This window comes from Exiguobacterium sp. s168, assembly GCF_018619035.1.
GTDB lineage: Bacteria > Bacillota > Bacilli > Exiguobacteriales > Exiguobacteriaceae > Exiguobacterium_A > Exiguobacterium_A acetylicum.
Genome location: NZ_JACSNE010000016.1, coordinates 1 through 18,029, shown reverse-complemented (window position 1 = coordinate 18,029; position 18,029 = coordinate 1). Strand labels below are relative to the sequence as shown.

General features: G+C 48.3%; 19 protein-coding genes and 1 riboswitch. Of the genes, 9 read left to right on the top strand and 10 right to left on the bottom strand.

Features of this window, described 5'->3' with window-relative positions; genetic code table 11:
• Positions 1 to 21: 21 nt before the first annotated feature.
• The 3 genes from KNQ15_RS10300 to KNQ15_RS10290 form a co-directional block, all read right to left on the bottom strand.
• Positions 22 to 687: a methionine ABC transporter permease gene (locus tag KNQ15_RS10300; RefSeq protein WP_023469366.1), complete on the bottom strand. Its 666-nt coding sequence runs from the start codon at positions 685 to 687 to the stop codon at positions 22 to 24.
• Positions 677 to 1,690 (bottom strand): methionine ABC transporter ATP-binding protein, encoded by a 1,014-nt coding sequence (locus KNQ15_RS10295; protein ID WP_050678124.1) that lies wholly within the window; start codon positions 1,688 to 1,690, stop codon positions 677 to 679. The genes KNQ15_RS10300 and KNQ15_RS10295 overlap by 11 nt, the downstream gene beginning before the upstream one ends.
• An 84-nt stretch (positions 1,691 to 1,774) precedes the next feature.
• A riboswitch (SAM riboswitch) is annotated at positions 1,775 to 1,880 on the bottom strand.
• A 62-nt stretch (positions 1,881 to 1,942) separates the two neighbouring features.
• Positions 1,943 to 3,130: an aminotransferase class I/II-fold pyridoxal phosphate-dependent enzyme gene (locus KNQ15_RS10290; protein ID WP_214729242.1), complete on the bottom strand. Its 1,188-nt coding sequence runs from the start codon at positions 3,128 to 3,130 to the stop codon at positions 1,943 to 1,945.
• 148 nt (positions 3,131 to 3,278) lie between these two features.
• Between KNQ15_RS10290 and KNQ15_RS10285 the strand changes: the two genes are divergently transcribed.
• Positions 3,279 to 4,889 carry a glycoside hydrolase family 13 protein gene (locus tag KNQ15_RS10285; RefSeq protein ID WP_214729240.1) on the top strand — a complete coding sequence of 537 codons (1,611 nt, stop codon included), beginning with the start codon at positions 3,279 to 3,281 and terminating at the stop codon, positions 4,887 to 4,889.
• A gap of 264 nt (positions 4,890 to 5,153) precedes the next feature.
• Here KNQ15_RS10285 and KNQ15_RS10280 read toward each other — a convergent pair whose 3' ends face one another.
• From KNQ15_RS10280 to KNQ15_RS10270, 3 genes are all read right to left on the bottom strand, one after another.
• Entirely contained in the window at positions 5,154 to 5,891 is a 738-nt protein-coding gene (locus tag KNQ15_RS10280) for an MBL fold metallo-hydrolase (protein WP_214729238.1), read from the bottom strand.
• A 127-nt stretch (positions 5,892 to 6,018) separates the two neighbouring features.
• Positions 6,019 to 6,825: an SMP-30/gluconolactonase/LRE family protein gene (locus KNQ15_RS10275; RefSeq protein ID WP_214729237.1), complete on the bottom strand. Its 807-nt coding sequence runs from the start codon at positions 6,823 to 6,825 to the stop codon at positions 6,019 to 6,021.
• Positions 6,826 to 6,994: 169 nt separating this feature from the next.
• Positions 6,995 to 7,258, bottom strand: coding sequence for a metal-sensitive transcriptional regulator (locus tag KNQ15_RS10270; protein ID WP_023469359.1), 264 nt, complete (start codon positions 7,256 to 7,258; stop codon positions 6,995 to 6,997).
• A gap of 225 nt (positions 7,259 to 7,483) precedes the next feature.
• On the opposite strand from KNQ15_RS10270, the gene KNQ15_RS10265 reads away from it, so the two are divergent.
• From KNQ15_RS10265 to KNQ15_RS10255, 3 genes are all read left to right on the top strand, one after another.
• Positions 7,484 to 8,047, top strand: a complete 564-nt coding sequence (locus tag KNQ15_RS10265) for an RNA polymerase sigma factor (RefSeq protein WP_214729235.1) — start codon at positions 7,484 to 7,486, stop codon at positions 8,045 to 8,047.
• On the top strand, positions 8,028 to 8,765 hold the full coding sequence (locus tag KNQ15_RS10260) for an anti-sigma factor (protein WP_214729233.1): 738 nt from the start codon (positions 8,028 to 8,030) through the stop codon (positions 8,763 to 8,765). The genes KNQ15_RS10265 and KNQ15_RS10260 overlap by 20 nt, the downstream gene beginning before the upstream one ends.
• Before the next feature lie 184 nt (positions 8,766 to 8,949).
• A complete protein-coding gene (locus KNQ15_RS10255; RefSeq protein WP_214729231.1) occupies positions 8,950 to 10,992 on the top strand; it encodes a bifunctional diguanylate cyclase/phosphodiesterase in 2,043 nt (680 codons plus the stop codon).
• Between the two features lie 232 nt (positions 10,993 to 11,224).
• Here KNQ15_RS10255 and KNQ15_RS10250 read toward each other — a convergent pair whose 3' ends face one another.
• From KNQ15_RS10250 to KNQ15_RS10240, 3 genes are read right to left on the bottom strand one after another with little or no spacing between them, the layout of a single operon-like run.
• Positions 11,225 to 11,572, bottom strand: a complete 348-nt coding sequence (locus tag KNQ15_RS10250) for an iron-sulfur cluster biosynthesis family protein (RefSeq protein WP_214729229.1) — start codon at positions 11,570 to 11,572, stop codon at positions 11,225 to 11,227.
• 51 nt (positions 11,573 to 11,623) lie between these two features.
• Positions 11,624 to 12,355 (bottom strand): tryptophan-rich sensory protein, encoded by a 732-nt coding sequence (locus tag KNQ15_RS10245; protein WP_214729227.1) that lies wholly within the window; start codon positions 12,353 to 12,355, stop codon positions 11,624 to 11,626.
• Between the two features lie 59 nt (positions 12,356 to 12,414).
• A complete protein-coding gene (locus KNQ15_RS10240) occupies positions 12,415 to 13,260 on the bottom strand; it encodes a DegV family protein (RefSeq protein WP_214729225.1) in 846 nt (281 codons plus the stop codon).
• Between the two features lie 187 nt (positions 13,261 to 13,447).
• Between KNQ15_RS10240 and KNQ15_RS10235 the strand changes: the two genes are divergently transcribed.
• The 5 genes from KNQ15_RS10235 to KNQ15_RS10215 are packed head-to-tail and all read left to right on the top strand — an operon-like array spanning position 13,448 to position 17,784.
• Positions 13,448 to 13,993, top strand: a complete 546-nt coding sequence (locus KNQ15_RS10235; RefSeq protein WP_083254825.1) for a helix-turn-helix domain-containing protein — start codon at positions 13,448 to 13,450, stop codon at positions 13,991 to 13,993.
• A gap of 13 nt (positions 13,994 to 14,006) precedes the next feature.
• Positions 14,007 to 15,101, top strand: coding sequence for an ABC transporter ATP-binding protein (locus tag KNQ15_RS10230; protein ID WP_023469351.1), 1,095 nt, complete (start codon positions 14,007 to 14,009; stop codon positions 15,099 to 15,101).
• Positions 15,098 to 15,907 carry an ABC transporter permease gene (locus KNQ15_RS10225; protein ID WP_058714076.1) on the top strand — a complete coding sequence of 270 codons (810 nt, stop codon included), beginning with the start codon at positions 15,098 to 15,100 and terminating at the stop codon, positions 15,905 to 15,907. Before KNQ15_RS10230 ends, KNQ15_RS10225 begins: the two co-directional genes overlap by 4 nt.
• Positions 15,907 to 16,707, top strand: coding sequence for an ABC transporter permease (locus KNQ15_RS10220; protein WP_214729223.1), 801 nt, complete (start codon positions 15,907 to 15,909; stop codon positions 16,705 to 16,707). Before KNQ15_RS10225 ends, KNQ15_RS10220 begins: the two co-directional genes overlap by 1 nt.
• 3 nt (positions 16,708 to 16,710) lie before the next feature.
• Positions 16,711 to 17,784, top strand: coding sequence for an ABC transporter substrate-binding protein (locus KNQ15_RS10215; protein WP_214729221.1), 1,074 nt, complete (start codon positions 16,711 to 16,713; stop codon positions 17,782 to 17,784).
• A 57-nt stretch (positions 17,785 to 17,841) separates the two neighbouring features.
• Here KNQ15_RS10215 and KNQ15_RS10210 read toward each other — a convergent pair.
• Positions 17,842 to 18,029: transposase (locus KNQ15_RS10210; protein ID WP_483299353.1), on the bottom strand; the 188-nt coding region annotated here is incomplete at its 5' end.

Sequence of the window (18,029 nt, the reverse complement as noted above, 5' to 3'; positions counted from 1 at the left end):
ACTCTCCCTTTGTATGTATGATTAGCGTTTATCTGTTTTTCGCGCCAGTTGATTGCCAAGTGCTTGAATACTTTGAACGATGACGATGAGCACGACGATCGTCACGATCATGATGAGGTTATCGTAGCGATAGTAACCGAAACGGATTGCGAGGTCACCGACACCTCCACCGCCGACGATACCAGCCATCGCTGAGAAGCCGATCAAGCTGATCGTCGTTAACGTGATGCCCTGAATGATGCCAGGGAGTGCTTCCGGTAAGAGGACACTGACGATGATCCGTAATGGTTTCGCCCCACATGCTTCCGCTGCTTCGATTAGACCAGGCGGAATTTCGCGCAGTGACGTCTCAACGAGTCGCGCGAGAAACGGAATCGCTGCGACACTGAGACTGACGGATGCTGCCGTCGGACCAATCGTATTGTCGAGTAAGAACTTCGTTAACGGAATGAGGGCAACCAGCAAGATGATGAACGGTAGCGACCGGACGATGTTGACGACGAAGTCAAGGACACGTCGGACGGCAAGGTTTTGAAAAAATAATCCCCGGTCGGTGACGAACAAGAGAATCCCGAGCGGAATCCCGACGACCAATGCAAAGGCAAGTGAAATTCCGACCATCCACGCCGTCTCGCCGAGTGCCTTCAAGAGCTCAGGTAACATCGTTTGAATACGATCAAGCCACATCCTGAATCACCTCGAGTGCATGAAGTTCCGTCGCGAGCCAGTCGAGGGCAGGGGCGATTTGATCAGATGATCCCGTCAAGCTGACAATCAGGACACCGAAGGCGACGTCTTGAATGTAGTCGACCTTGCCGTGCAAGATGCTGACTGAGATATCGTAACGGCGGATCGCTTCTGATAACGTACTCTCACCGGTCTTTTCGCCCGTGAACTGCAAGCGGATGATCTTGCCTGGGGTTGCCTGTAAGATGCGTTCCGGCAATTCGATTTGTAGTGCCGTATCGACGTAATGTTGCGTCACTGGATGCTTGGCTTGACTAAACAAGTCATAGGTTGAGGCGACTTCAACGACTTCACCTTGCGACATGACCGCGACGCGATGGCAAATCTGTTTGACGACATCAATCTCATGCGTGATGAGGACGATCGTCAGTCCGAGACGTTCATTCAAATCCTTCAGCAGTTCAAGGATCTGTAGTGTCGTAACGGGGTCAAGAGCTGATGTCGCTTCATCACATAACAAGACGGTCGGATCGTTCGCGAGTGCCCGGGCAATCCCGACGCGCTGTTTCTGCCCACCGCTTAATTGGCTCGGGAAGTTCGTCTCAAATCCTTCAAGTCCGACGAGCGAGACGAGTTCGCGAATTCGCTCCGGGAAATCTGCTCGTTTGACGCCAGCGGCCTTGAGCGCAAAAGCGATGTTATCCGCGACGTTGCGCGACTGAATCAATTGGAAATGCTGAAAGATCATTCCTGTCCGCAAGCGAAGTTGACGCAAATCTGCTTTTGACATCCCGCCGAGCGAGACACCGTCGACCTTGACGGTTCCCTGTGTCGGATGCTCAAGCCCATTGATTAGGCGAAGCAACGTACTTTTACCGGCACCGGACTCACCGATGATTCCGAAGATTTCTCCTTTTTGGATCGTCAAATCGACATCCCGTAATGCAAAAATCGGGGTCCGGTCTCGAACGAACCGTTTTGTAATGTGTTTGAATTCAATCATCCGCTCATCTCCTCATACAAAAAAAGTCGCTTTTTCCTAGTAGCAGAGCAACCAGAAAAAAGCGACGAAAGTGTAAGATTTCGTAACTTATCTCTCAGAATGAAAATCATTCTGTAGGATGTGGCACCGTTCCTTACAGGTGGTTGCCGGACGTCGTTGGGCCTAATCCCTCGGTCGCTCTCGATAAGTAGTTATGCTGTTGGGATTTACTTTAACGGAAATGATTCCCATCTGTCAAATGTTTTTTCAGAATTATTCCGCAACAGGTGTCCGGAACAGGTTGAGCGTTCCGATTCGATCGACGGCTTCTTCTAGACGTTCGACGTCAGCAATCAAGCTGATCCGGACGTAGCCTTCACCGTATTCGCCGAAGAAGGATCCAGGGGTTACAGCGACGTGTGCTTCGTCAAGCAGGTGATCGGTGAAGCTTTGGGACGTGTAACCTTCAGGAACAGGAAGCCAGACGAAGAAGGAACCGCCCGGACGTGGTCCACTCCAGCCAATCGCATCGAGTTTCGCGAACAACGTATCGCGTCGTGTTTCGTACAGACTACTTAACTCGCGGACACATGTCTGGTCACTCGTCAGAGCGACGGTCGCAGCATGTTGAATCGGTGTGAAGGCACTGACGTAGAGATGTTCTTGGTACGTCTCGATGCTTGAGATGACAGACGGATTACCGATCGCAAAGGCGATCCGGAAGCCGGACATGTTGAAGCGTTTCGAGAGTGAGAACAATTCGATCCCGACGTCTTTTGCACCTTCCGTCTGCAGGAAGCTCCGTGTCGGACCATCGAAACTGATTCCGCCGTATGCTAAGTCATGGACGACACAGATATCATGGGCATCGGCGAAAGCGACTGTCTGTTCGAAGGCTTCTGCCGTCGCAGTCGCACCCGTCGGATTACTCGGGTAGTTGAGGAACAACATCCGGGCACGCTCGACGTCCGTCGTATCAAGTAAGTCGTAATCGGGTAAGAAGCCGTTTTTCTCGAGCAACGGAAGTGTAATCGGGTAAGCACCAGCGAGTGCGGCACCAGACAGGTAATCCGGGTATCCTGGATCCGGAACGATGACTCCTTCTCCAGGGTTGACGATTGTCTGCGGTAAAGCGACGATTCCGGCTTTACTGCCGAGCAGAATCGCGACTTCCGTTGCTGGATCGATCGTGACACCGAACTCAGTCGCGTAAAAGCTTGCGACGGCTTGTTTTAGAAAATCATGTCCACGAAACGGTGGATATTGAAGGTTCGTTGGCTCGTCGATGGCTTGTTTTAAGGCATCGAGGATATGTACAGGCGTCGTCTGGTCGGGTGTTCCTTGACCAAGTGTGATGACATCGTGTCCGGCAGCTTTTACAGCACCGATTCGGTTTGCGAGCTCAGCGAAGACAGGAGCAGGAAGCCGATCAATGGCGATGGATGGAGCGAAATGTTTCATGGATGAATGCCTCCTTCGTGGTATTGTCGTCAAGGATAACGAATATTCAGTCAAAAGAAAAGAACTTTTTCGAAATTCAAAAAAATTGTCGGATAAACAGGTACAGATAAGTGGAGCGGGAATAAAGAGTAGGGAGAGGAGTGGGAAGATGAAGCGAGCTAACTGGAAAGAGGCAGTCGTCTATCAAGTCTACTGGCGTAGCTTTAAGGATTCGAACGGGGATGGGATCGGTGATTTGCGAGGTGTCATCGACAAGCTCGATTACATCGCTTCACTTGGTGTCGATGTCGTTTGGTTGAATCCGTGTTACCGTTCGCCGGACGTCGATAACGGCTATGATATTGCCGATTATTACGAGATCATGGAAAAAGCGGGAACGATGGGAGATCTCCAGGAGTTGATCACGGCCGCTCATGCCCGTGGATTGAAGGTCATTCTCGATTTAGTCGTGAACCATACGAGTGACCAGCATGACTGGTTCCGTCAGTCGCGGGAGCGGATCAACGATAAGGATGACTGGTATATCTGGCAGGATGGCACGAAAGAGACGCCTCCGAACAACTGGCGCTCGTACTTTGCGCCAAGCCCATGGACGTGGAGTGAAGAACGCGGGCAGTATTATTTTCATTCCTTCGCCAAAGAACAGCCCGACTTAAACTGGGAGCACCCAGCTGTGAGGCAAGCGATCTACGATATGATGAACTGGTGGATCGATCAAGGGATCGACGGATTCCGGATGGATGTCATCAACTTGATCAAAAAACGGTCGTTTGAAGATGTCGCCAATCCGTTTGATCTCTCGTACCTTGGAAATCAGCCCGGCGTGCATGACTTCTTGCAGGAGATGCATGCGAATGTTCTTGCTGGTAAAGACTTGTTTACAGTTGGTGAGATTCCGTTCGTCGGTCCAGAAGACGGGCTGTTATATGTCAGTGAGGACCGAGAAGAACTCCGGACGCTATTTCACTTCGAAATCGCGGATGACATGGAGGCGATGGATCTCTTACGATTCAAGGAGATTCAAAAACGCTGGTACGACGTTTTATACCCATTAGGTGTCAATTCACAGTTCCTCAACAACCATGATCATACACGACAAGTGACGCGCTTCGGCAGTGAACGATACCGCGTTGAAAGTGCGAAACTACTTGGTTTGATGTTGCATACGTTACCGGGCATTCCATACGTGTATCAAGGAGAAGAGATTGGAATGACGGGGATTCGATTCTCGGATCCGTCGCTCTATCAGGACGTCGCCTTTCGAAATCGATACGCGGAGCGCGTCGCTGGCGGAGAGGACCCAGAGGTCGTGCTCTCATCGATGCAGTTACTCGCGCGCGATAACTCCCGCACACCGATGCAGTGGGATAGTACACATGCAGCTGGCTTTACGAGTGGGAAACCATGGTTAGCGGTCAATCCGAATTATACGGACATCAATGTCGCGCAGGCAGAAACAGATCCATCGTCCGTGCTTGCTTTTTACAAGTCACTGATTCAGATGCGAAAGGATCATCCGATCATGGTCTACGGTACGTACCGCGACTTAGCGCTTCATGATCCGTATCTCTATATCTATGAGCGGGAATTAGAGGGAGAGGTCTGGCGGATCGTCCTTAACGTACATGATGAACCGATGCAGACCGCCCTCATTTTACCGCATGAAAAATTGCTCGTATCAAACTATCCGGATAGCCCGGATATCTTGCGTCCCTACGAAGCACGCGTCTATCGTTATTCTGTTGCAGAACAGAATTGAACCACTGGACGAAAAAATGGGGTTGACTCAAAAAAAGAATGACGCGTCTTTTCACGCCCTTTCCTCAGGCGAGACACAAGCCAGTTTTCCTGCTTCATTCAAGCAGGAAAACGGGTCTTGTTTGTCTCTGACAGCGCATAAATGCGCTTATTCCTGTAGGAGTTGCGTGCGACGCGTCATTCTTTTTGTTATGAGATCAGGGTGGCAGGTTTTCATTCTGCCACCCTGATCTTTGGAAAGACTGACTCATGATACAGTCCCGTTTTAAGTGCGTGATTTGAATGGAGATGATTTTTTCGTCTGCAAGACCTGAGTGAATCGATCGACGGCTTGTCGCATCTCGTAACTTGGTCCAAGGATTAGTGGACCATGTCCGACGGCAAGAATATCTGGAGACAGTTCCGTTAGTTGATCAGCCGAGCGAAGGGCGACGTCCGGATCCCATGTTGCGAGGGCGGGAAACGGGAATTGCCAGCGGACGTCACCGGAGACAGCGAGTCCTCCTTGCGTCTGAAAAGCATCGCCAGCGATCAACGTCCGGCTTCCTTCATGCCAAAGCGAGATTGAACCAGGTGTATGACCGGGTGAGGCGATGACACTGAGACTTCCGACTTGTTGACCACTCTCGAGTAATCGATCCGGTCGCGTTTTGATGTTTTTCGGAATGCCCCCTTTTAAGGGCGTCGTTTCGCCTTCGCGTAGCGTCTCATCCCCACTGAGTAGGGCGGCATCGCGATAACTGATACAGACTTGAGCAAGTGGGAAGGCGTTCGCAAGGAAATCCAGTGAGCCGACATGATCGGCGTGCGCATGAGTCAGGATGATTGCACCGAGTGGCTTCTCTTGCTGTCGAATATAGTGATAGAGCGCCTTTGCGTTGATTCCGAGTCCGGCATCAATCAATGTTAAACTGTCTGCTTCTTCAAACAGGTAGCAGTTGACGGGGAAAAAGGATGGGGTCGTCTGCAGTTGGTGTAAACGTTCGATTGTCGTGACACGCATCGGCTTCACTCCTTCAAAAAATGAATAGACTTCTTCTTTAGTATCGTCTGTTTTTTTAGAGACGTCTAGACGAATTGTGTGGAAAAAGAGGCATCACCTCTAAAAAAGATGATCCCTCCTCTATAAATCATTCAAATGTTACGGCGAAGACAGCACCGGCGTGTGGTGCATCATCTCCGTTTGCAGCCGTCGTGACGAGCAATCGATCTTCGTAGAAAATCGGACACGTCGGATTGGCGACCGGGAAGTCGACATGATCGAGTTTTTCACCAGTCGCAAGATTCCACCGGGTGATGCATGATCCCGCATAATGCGCGATCCAAGCATGACCTTCCGCGTCCTTCGTCATACCATCCGGGAACCCCTCTTCTTCTTCAAGGTCAACGGCGACACGCTTATTCGAAAGTGGAGCGTCCGGAGCGTAATCAAAGGCATAGACTTTTTTCGTCGGTGTATCGATGTGATAAAGCGTCTTGCCATCTTCTGACCAGACGAGTCCATTGGAGTTCGTTAAGTCTTCGTGCAAGACATCGATGGAACCATCGTGACGCAGACGGAACAATCCAGCGGTCTTGCCGTCTTCTTCATTAATGCTACCGGCGACATATTGCCCGTTTGGATCAAGCTTTCCGTCATTCATCCGGTCAGAATCGGGAAGCGACAGTTGATGCTCTAGAGACAGGTGTCCTTCTTTGAGATCAAACGTTCCGAATCCGTGTTCTGCCGTGACACGTAATAAATCTGGTGCATCCGTCAAGGCAATCGATGTGATGGCGCTTGGTAACGTGTACGGCTTGAGTGCTTCTGTGACGAGATCATATGAAAAGAGAAGTTGATTCGGAATATCAACGAAATAAAAGCGCTTTGTTTTTGCATCGTAAACAGGAGATTCGCCTGTCTTACATGCGACATCAATGAATAGGGAAACGGTCATAAGTACTCTTCCTCCTAAGTGGACGTCTTTTACGAGCAGTCCAGATAATAACAATTTAGTATACCTGTTTTAACGCGCAATCAAACCTGGATCAAACAGCTGATATACTAAAATAAACGTTTAAAAAAATAGCCTGCTATCAAAGCAGACTATCCGTACGAGCGTTATATCAGCGGCTCTTAACGAGCAAGTTGACCGCTTCCTTGACGAGTTCTTCGGTTTGTCCATCGCCGTTTTGTTCGGCGTCCTTGACGCACTCAATTAGATTCGAACTGACGACGACGCCGATCGTCCGGTCAATCGCAGAACGGGCAGCGGAGAGCTGGGTGATGACATCGCGGCAATCTTGCCCTTCTTCCATCATCCGTAAAATGCCTCGTAGCTGTCCTTCGATCCGACTAACACGGTTCTTCATCTTCCGATCATAATCCATTTTTATTCCTCCGATTCCCGTTGACCTGACGTCATGTAGTATCTTTATGCTATGCCCATTACGGTATAACTGTCAATTCAGCAGAATTTTAAGCTATACTTTTATTAGAATGAGGGAATATGGATGTGGTGAAGTTTTTACTTAGAAAATGAATAAAATAGAAAACGATTTGGTGTCGGCTTGCGTATACTATATGATAAGGCTGACATCAGAAGGAGGAGAAGGATGCACACTCAATCCGATGAATCGCTTTATCATCTGATGCGTAGCGGTGATGAGCAAGCCCTCGAGACGTTGTACGATAAGTACGAGCGGCTGTTATTCTCATTCGCCCATCGCTTTACGAATAATGATCGGTTGTCCGAAGAAGTCATACAAGAAGTATGGATGAAGATTTGGAATGGTCGTGTTGATTTTGATACACAAAAAGGAAAGTTTTCATCGTGGATTTTAACGATTACACGTAACGCGGCACTTGATTGTCTCCGTCGTGAAAAACGACAGCCGACGATCGAAGTCGAGGAACGAGATGGTGGATACGACGAGCCGGTCGAGCGGACGGTCATGCAGCGGGAAACGGCTGTTGAAGTGCGCGACGCAGTCAGTGAACTGAAGCCAGAGCAGCAAGAGCTGATTGAACTCGTTTACTTCCAGGGTATGACGCAGCAACAGATTTCAGAGCGACTCGATTTACCTCTTGGAACGGTCAAGACGCGAATCAGGAGCGCGATTCAAGCATTACGAAAACGAATGGATGGGAGGGAACGAGATGGAAGAACGTTGTCATGACTTAATCGATTATTTCAATGGAACATTATCCGCAGCAGATCGCGACGCGTTCGCAGCGCATCTTGCGACGTGCGAAGAATGTCGTGAAGCGCTTTTAGAAATGGAAGAACTCATGCTTCCCATCGCTGAATCGCTTCCGGAGCGACCCGTTCCTGCAGGTATGAAAGCACGGATTCTTGGAGAAGTCCTTGGTTCAGCAGAGACAGCATCTCCGAAGGAAGCACCGATGACTACTCCGGTAGACATCAAACAAGCACGTCAGCAACAAACGAAGAAAAAGAGTGTCCCGCTCGGCTGGTTGATGAGTATCGCCGCCGCCTTGATTCTCTCACTTGGTGCGAATGCCTACTTCCTCTCACAGGAAGAGAGCACGGATACACCCGAGACGTTAGCGATGGATGAAATCAAAGGGATGGGGAACTTCGAAAGTACCGAAGCGATCAAAGGATCAAGCATGATTTTCACGCAAAACGATAAATCGTACATGCTGGTCCAGTTGAAAGATTTACCACCCCTTCAAGAAGGGCAACTTTATCAGTTATGGACGATCGAAGGCGAAACACCTACTGCGAACGGTGTCATCGAAAAAGATGGAGAAGCAGCAGCTGTCTTCCCACTCAAAGGAGACGGCAAGGTGGACGCGGTCGCCATCACGGTTGAACCCGAACCAGATTTAGAAAAACCGACGGGCGAAATCGTCGCATCGGTTGCCTTATAATCAATAGCTCTCGCGAATCCGTCTCGTACGGATTCGCTTTTTTTGTGCAAGGTGCTCCATGGAATAAGTAAATACGCGTTGAAATGATAAGAAATCGAATGAATTTCTAATTTTTACTGAAGAAATGAGACCGAGCAGACGATAGTTAGGAGAATGACAGTCTATTAAGGAGAGGCCTCATACAATGAATGAATGGATTATCTTAACGAAACATTATGAAGTGACACTCGTCGTAGTGTCAGTGCTCGTTGCCATCATCGGATCATATGGTTCATTAGAGTTAAATCGGCGTCTGGCGAAGGCGACTTCCTTGAAGAAGCGTGCCTTGTTCCTCTCATCATTGACGATGGGATTATCAATCTGGGGAATGCATTTCGTCGGGATGGGGGCATTCGGGCTGTCGGTTACGGTTCGCTATGACTGGTTTTTAATGTTCTTGTCCGTCATTCCTGCCATTTTGGCTGCTTTCATTGCCTTCCATCTCTTGTACTCGTCGACGATTACGAGAAATAAGGTGATTTTAGCGGGGGCACTGATGGGAGGCGGAATCGCCACGATGCACTATCTCGGGATGATGGCGATACAGTTCGGTGGAACCGTTCGGTATGAGACAAGTTTATTCCTCTTATCGGTTCTGATTGCCGTTACCGTCGCGTATATCGCTTTGCTACTGCTCCATCGCTTAAGACATGTCAATCAGAAACGGATCTTGATTCCCATCGCGGTCGTGATGGGGTTTGCCATCTCTTCGATGCATTATGTGGGAATGCTCGGCACATCGTTCTGTATTCCAGCCTCAGATGCCGGACTTATCGGTGATGCTCCAATCACGTCGAACATCTTGAATGAAGTCGCGATACCGGTCTTCTTGATTCTCGTGTTGATTGCAGGTCTCTACATTCACCTCGAACGTCGTGCACTGCAGATGATGGCGTATACCGATCATCTGACGGGATTACACAACCGACGATGGCTCGATCATCACATGACAAAAGTCGATGCCCAGTATGGTCGTGCTAAGCAGGAGATGGCGATGGCGTTACTTGATCTTGATGGATACAAATGGGTCAATGACACATTCGGATTCGATAAGGGAGATGCGGTCATCCGCCAATTCGCAGAACGGATGTTACAGACGTTGAAGGAAGATGAAGCGTGTATTCGTTATAACGGGACGCAGTTCTTCCTCATCAAACGTGTCTCACAAGAAGACATGACAGATGTCTTCGAACAAATTTTAGACGATGTACGTCTTCCGATTGATCTCGAAGATCAACCGGTTCATTTGACAGCAACGATGGGCGTCATCCTCCCGAATGCGAAGGAATCACTTGAGATGCGAATCGGTCAGATGGAGAGTGCGCTTCGGGCTGGCAAAAATGAGGGACGTGATCGCTTCATCGTGTATGATGACTCACTACACTCGGATCGTAGAGAGCAATTGATTGTCGGATCCTTACGCCGGGCGATGACGGATTTCAAGGAGTTCGCCCTCGTCTATCAACCGAAGATCGCCCTTGCGACGGGAAAAGTTGATCAAGCGGAAGTCTTGATCCGCTGGAATCATCCGAAGTTTGGTTTCATCTCACCGGCGGAGTTCATCCCGCTTGCAGAAAAATACAGTTTGATTCACCGTTTAACTGAGTGGGTACTCAAAGAGACCGTCGCCCAGATGGAGATTTGGAAGAAGGAAGATTATTTCATTCGCCAAGTCTCGGTGAACTTATCGGCGATGCATTTCCGGTCCGAGTCACACAACTTAATGATTAAGGAAATCGTCCACCATTCATTGAAGAATGGGAGCGAACTACAGCTACAGCTTGAAATCACGGAAACATCCGTCATGGAGAACCTCGACCGGGCAATGATGATGCTCGGTGAACTGAAACAACTCAGTCTGACGATCGCACTTGATGATTTCGGAACGGGTCTATCATCATTGACACACCTGAAGCATCTCCCGATTGATATCCTGAAGATCGATAAATCGTTCATCGATGAAGTCCCACATGACGAACGCGGAACGGCAATCACGGAAATGATCATCCAGCTTGCGAAGAGTCTCGGGATCGAAGTCGTCGCGGAAGGCGTCGAGACACTCGAACAGCATCTTTTCCTAAAACGTCTCGGTTGTGATTATGGACAAGGTTATTATTACAGTAAGCCGATGCATGTGAAGGATCTGAATCAGCGGACGATTGAAGAGACCGTTCTAAATGTCGGATAAAGCAATCCAAACACGACTTTCGTTCGTATACTAGATAAGCATGCGAGGATGATGCATGCGACGTCTGGGGGGACGCAAAGCGCTGGATTTTCTCACCAGCTTGTGCACGACGCAGACAGACATCCAGTACATTCGACTATACTCAGGCAATCCAGCTTTCAACGCAGCACCTGTCTGTTCGAACACAAACAAAGGCAACTTCCATCGCGGAAGTTGCCTTTTTCGTCTGTGCTTATGAACGAACTGTCAGGACACAGCCTGTCTGATCCGTAACGAGCACGTTCGTATTGAAATATTGTCCATCACTTTTAAGAATCAACGCTTTTTTCTCCGCGTTATAATCGAGCGTCATGTCTTGATCGAGGAAATGACTCGACCACCGTTTGACGAGAACGGGTCCGACATTCGAGTCGATCGTCATGTCTTCCGATGTCGCTTCATCGACGAGACGAATACTGAAAATGCCGGAGTTTCCGCAACCGCAACCTTCTGTATCGTAGTAGAGATGTAGTTGACCGGATACTTCACCGCGTAATTGATTGATTCGTTCCTGAGCAGATGGTGTAAATGTGATGTTCATGGTCATTCACTCCTTTTCTCTAGTATACGCCGTTCGAATGAGAAAGGAACGTCACTTGCTCACGCTGACTTGGCGGCGCATCCGGACGAGAAGGAAGATATAACCGGCTAACAATAAGACGACACTACCGAGAACCGTCGTATCGACGAGACCGTCATCGGACTCGAAGTTGATCGCAATATACGCCCAGACGAAGACGAGCGGATAAATCGGGTCACGGTTCGCAAACATGAAGAGAAGAGCGATGACGACTCCGACGACGAGTATAATCATCGTCCAGCCCGCATCTCCAATTCCAAGCCAAGATGTCACACCCTCTGCGTTGATCGTCAGGAAGATGTCAGCAATCGTCGCGACCGATACCCAGCCGAGATAAAGCGAGAACGGTAGCTTGAAGCGTAATCCTTTTGTCTCACGATCAATTTTTGAGTAGATGACGATCAATGACAGTAAGAGACCAACGATGACGACGACGGAGACAACGAACAGTTCAAATGTGAAGGAGACGATCCAACCTGCGTTGAACAAACAGCTGATCAAGAACCACGGTCCGATTTTCTTCGCCAGTTCGTGTTCCTTGAACTTCGGAATCGATTGTAAAATCAACCAGACAAGTAAAATCGCATAAATTAATCCCCAAATCGAGAATGCATACCCAGCCGGTTTGAACAATGTGATGATCGAATCAGAAATTCGTCCTGTCTTTCCACCATCGAGGGCGTTCACGGCAATCGTGAAGATAAAGCCGACCCAGTTGAGCCAAATCCATTTATTATTTTTCAAACAAAAAACCTCCTTTATTCTCTAAAGAAGGTTTACCCAAAATTCATTTTCATTAGTCATCACGGTCGGCGCGTCGGGTTCAAAAAGGACATTCCGATCGCTGGATTCCCTGTATGCGAACCGAGAACCGGCGTTAAGTCATCGATGCGGACACGCACATCATATTGCGATTCGAGTCGTTGTTTCCACTCGAGTGCTAGGTCATACGCTGTCGCGTGGAATAGTGAAATATCCGTGACCTGTCTACGTTCAATGATTGCGACAAGATGATCAAAAATCTTCGAATGCGCTTTTTTAAACGTCCGGACGGTTTGGTAAGGAACGATCTTTCCTTCTTCGAAGTGGAACAACGGACGAAGTTGCAACAAGTTACCGACGAATGCCTTCGTCGAAGAGATTCGTCCGCCTGCTTGTAATTGATCGAGGTTCGCGACCGTGAATTCAATGTGATGATCGAAACGACGCTCGAGAATGATCTGTTCGACGGATTCGATCGAGTGCCCGGCTTCGACGAGTTCAATCGCTTCTGCTAGAAGTTGACCAGCTGGGTAGATACCGCAACGGGAATCAATCGCAATCAGACGAAAGCCAGCAATCTCTGCCCCTTGAACGGAAGCGTTGTACGTTCCGCTCAGTTCGCTCGATAAGTGAACAGCGAAGCCGACGTCGTAATCCTCTTTCAACCGTTCATAGTGCTCGGTGAAACTACCGATTGAAGGTTGGCTCGTTGTTACCTTATGTTTTGCATCAATCCAGCTATAGACGGTCTCTGCATCAACATCGACACCATCGACGAAACTTTCTCCATCCTTCATGACGAGTAAAGGGACAACCGAAAGATCATCGCGCTGAGCAATCGTATCCGGTAAAATCGTTGTACTATCAGTGATCCAAGCGATCCGCATAACAAGTTCCTCCTTAAATTAGTACCTGATATTAATTGTAGGTGTAAGCGTTCTCGCTGTCAAATGAACATTAAAAAATATTGAACGTTTTAGTTGATTAAATAATGAAATACGCTATAATCGGTACGTGATTAGTAAACTTTTAGTCATCTTATACTAAACTAAGCCGATGAGAGGAGGACGTCGATTGTACTCAATCGGACAAAAAATCAAGAACCTCCGTCTTCAAAAGGGATTGACGCAAGAGGAACTAGGGGAAAGAACAGACCTGAGTAAAGGGTACATCTCGCAACTCGAACGGGAAATCAGTTCACCGTCGATCGAGACGCTGTTTCATCTCCTCGAAGTTCTTGGCATTTCCCCGAAGGATTTCTTTGATGAGGACACACTCAATCAAAAAGTCGTCTATGGGGAAGAGGATGTCACGACGTATGCCGATGAGGAGCAAGGGTATCATGTCACATGGCTCATTCCAGAATCGAATGAAAAAGAGATGGAACCGGTCTTGCTGACACTCGCACCAGATGGAGCTTTCAAGACATATGAACCGTCGGGTGCTGAAACATTCGTCTACGTGTTGGCAGGAAGCGTCACGCTGACGCTTGGTCATCAGTCTTTTGTGGCGAATCAAGGGGAGACACTTTACTATAAGGCTTCAGAAATTCATCAATTACGCAATGAGTCAACACAAGAGGCAAAGGTCCTCGTGACCGCGACCGACTCATACTTATAAAGGAGGAACTAGATTGGCAGATACTACGATCATTCAATTCAAGGACGTTACGAAACGATACGACGATCAGACCGTTCTCGACCAAGTCAGCTTTGAAATCGAACGCGGGAAGTTCTATACGTTACTCGGACCATCGGGTTGTGGGAAAACGACGATCTTACGACTGATTGCCGGCTTTTCGGAAGCAACAGAAGGGGACATCATCTTCAACGGAAAACGAATCAACGATGTACCGGCGAACAAACGTCAAGTCAATACTGTTTTCCAAGACTATGCACTCTTCCCGCACTTGAACGTCTTCGAAAACATCGCCTTCGGTCTTCGCATCAAGAAGGTGAAAGAAGCAGAAATCGCAAAACGTGTAACGGACGCATTGAAGTTCGTCAACTTGTCCGGTTATGAGAAACGAGAAATCACCGAGATGTCAGGTGGACAACGGCAACGTGTCGCGATTGCCCGGGCAATCGTCAATGAGCCGGAAGTCATCTTGCTCGATGAGCCATTATCAGCGCTCGACTTGAAATTACGGACAGAGATGCAGTATGAGCTCCGCGACTTGCAACGTCGTCTTGGCATCACGTTCATCTTCGTCACGCACGACCAAGAAGAAGCACTGGCGATGTCAGATGAAATCTTCGTCCTCAATCACGGTGTCATTCAACAATCGGGCACACCGACGGATATCTATGATGAACCGATCAACCGCTTCGTCGCTGACTTCATCGGTGAGTCGAATATCATTCCAGGGCGCATGGTTGAAGACTACCGAGTCTGGTTCGCAGAAAAGGAATTCGAATGTGTCGACCGTGGTCTTGAATTGAACGAACCGGTCGAGATCGTCATCCGTCCGGAAGATCTCGAAATTACGAACGTGACCCAGGGGAAACTACAAGTCACCGTCGATTCGCAACTCTTCCGTGGCGTGCACTACGAAATCGCTTGTATGGATGAAGTCGGTAACGAATGGCTCGTCCACAGTACGAAAAAGGCGACGGTTGGTGAGCAGATCGGACTGACATTTGATCCGGAAGCGATTCACGTCATGCGACTGAACGAGACGGAAGAAGAATTCGATAAGCGTCTGGAATCCTACGACGGGGTGTTATGATGCAAAAATCACGTAACTGGTATCTCATCCCGTATCTATTCTGGATTGCCTTGTTCGTCATCGCACCGATCGTACTCGTCGTCTACTATTCATTCCTTGATTTGGACGGCAACTTCTCATTTGAGAACTACCGGAACTTCTTTACGTCGACCTATTTGACGATGACACTCAGCTCGTTCTGGTATGCGTTTTTAATTACGGTGTTTTCGCTCTTGATCGGTTATCCGACCGCTTACTTGTTGACGAAAACGAAGCATAAACAGCTGTGGCTACTTTTGATCATCTTACCGACGTGGATCAACTTGTTGTTGAAAGCTTATGCCTTCATCGGGTTGTTCAGTACGTATGGTCTTGCGAACCAAACGCTTGAAGCGATCGGGATTGGACGACAACAGATTCTCTTTACCGATTTCAGTTTCGTCTTCGTCTCGGTGTACATCTTCATTCCGTTCATGATCCTGCCGATCTTCAACGCGATTGAAAAACTGAGCCCGTCACTCGTCTTCGCTGCACGTGATCTTGGGGCGTCGAACTTCACGACGTTCCGGCGTGTCGTCTTCCCGTTGACGCTCGATGGTGTGAAGTCAGGCTGTCAGCTCGTCTTCATTCCGGCATTATCGCTGTTCATGATTACGCGTCTGATTGCCGGAAACCGCGTCATCACGCTCGGTACAGCGATTGAACAGCAGTTTCTCGTGACACAAAACTGGGGCATGGGAGCGACGATCGCCGTCTTCCTCATCATCGCAATGGCGATCATCCTTGCCTTGACGAGTACGAAACGGAAGAAAGGAGCGACGACTTGATGAAACGTCTGAAACTAGCAAATCTTTATCTGATCGGAGTCTTCATCATTTTGTATGCTCCGATATTCTACTTGGCATTCTATTCGTTCAACAGCGCTGACAATATGACGAACTTCGATTCGTTCACGTGGGATTGGTACAAGGAAGTCTTCCAAGATTCACGCTTGTTAATCATCGTCTTGAACACACTCGTCATTGCCTTGTTGTCAGCTGCGATCTCGACGATCCTTGGCGTATTCGGAGCGATCGGGATTCAAGCCGTCCGTAAGAAACGGGTCGAGACGTCATTGTTGACGCTAAACAGTATCTTAATTGTCAGTCCGGATGTCATCATCGGGGCATCGTTCTTGATTTTCTTCACGTTACTTGGCATTCAGCTCGGCTTTACGTCGGTCTTACTGTCCCACATCGCATTTTCGGTACCGATCGTCGTCATTCTCGTCTTGCCGAAGTTGCAGGAGATGAGTCCGACGCTCGTTGATGCAGCGCGTGACTTAGGCGCAAGCCGTTGGGATGTCTTAACGAAAGTAATCTTGCCGTACATCACACCCGGTATCTTTGCTGGATTCTTCACGGCATTGACGTACTCACTGGATGATTTTGCGGTGACGTTCTTCGTGACAGGAAACGGCTTTACGACGTTGTCCGTTGAAATCTACTCACTTGCCCGTCAAGGGATTTCGATGAAGATCAATGCTTTATCGACTGTCATTTTCTTGTTTACGTTCTTACTCGTCATCAGCTACTACTTCTTGAACCAACGAGCTGCTACGAAGCTTTCGCGACCGGAGGTGAAATGACCGTTGAAAAAATTGATTCAATTATTCGCCGCGATTTTCTTGATTTCAGGTGTCATTTTATTCACCTTGAATCAGTTGAATGAGACACAAGGGTATTCGGGTAAAAATGTCCTGAACATCTACAACTGGGGCGATTATATCGATCCAGCATTGATTAAACAGTTTGAAAAAGAGAGCGGCATCAAAGTCGTCTATCAAACGTTCGATTCAAACGAAGCGATGCTGACGAAAATCGAGCAGGGAGGAACGACGTACGATATCGCTGTTCCGTCCGACTATGCGATTGCGAAGATGATCGATGAGAAGCTCGTCGTTCCGATCGATCATCAAAAAATTCCGAATCTCAAGAACATCGATTCTCGCTTTTTAGATTTATCATTCGATCCGAACAACAAGTACTCGATTCCGTATTTCTGGGGAACGGTCGGTATCGTCTACAATAAAGACTTGATTGATGGGAAGAAACCGACGAGCTGGAAGGATCTTTGGGATCCGAAGCTGAAGAATCAGATTCTACTCGCTGACGGTGCCCGTGAAGTCATGGGGATGAGCTTGAACAGTCTCGGTTATTCGTTGAATGAAACGGATGAGTCGAAACTACAGGAAGCAAAAGCGAACTTGATGCGCCTAACACCAAACGTCAAGGCAATCGTCGGGGACGAGATCAAGTTATTGCTCGCGAACGAAGAAGCAGGTCTCGGTGTCGTCTGGTCGGGTGATGCAAACGAGATCATGAGCGAAAACGAAAATCTCGACTACGTCATTCCGAAAGAAGGATCAAACGTCTGGTTCGATAATGTCGTCATTCCGAAGACTGCGAAAAACGTCGAGGGGGCACACGAGTTCATCAACTTCATGTTGCGTCCTGATATTTCAGCGAAAAATGCGGACTACGTCGGCTATTCGACACCAAACAAAGAAGGCTTGAAACTGCTCGACGAGTCGGTTCGGACCGATGAGCGATTCTATCCTGATAAACAAGTTACCGATACACTTGAAGTCTACGAGAACCTCGGAAAGAAAATGCTCGCGCATTATAATGAGTTGTTCCTAGAGTTTAAGATGCATAAGAAATGAGGTAGAACCCAGTGTCATACGACACTAGGTTCTTTTTTTATTTCTCATGACGGTTTGTCAAATTAAGCGCAACACTTCTTCGGAAAAGACCTCGTATGCAGTTTTCCAATCCAAACACTTTCGTGGTCGATTGTTGATTCTAGAAAGTGCGTGATCTAATTCTGTCTTGTTGATCATTCCGAAGTTGGTTCCCTTTGGGAAGAACTCACGGAGAAGACCATTGGCATTCTCATTGCTGCCACGTT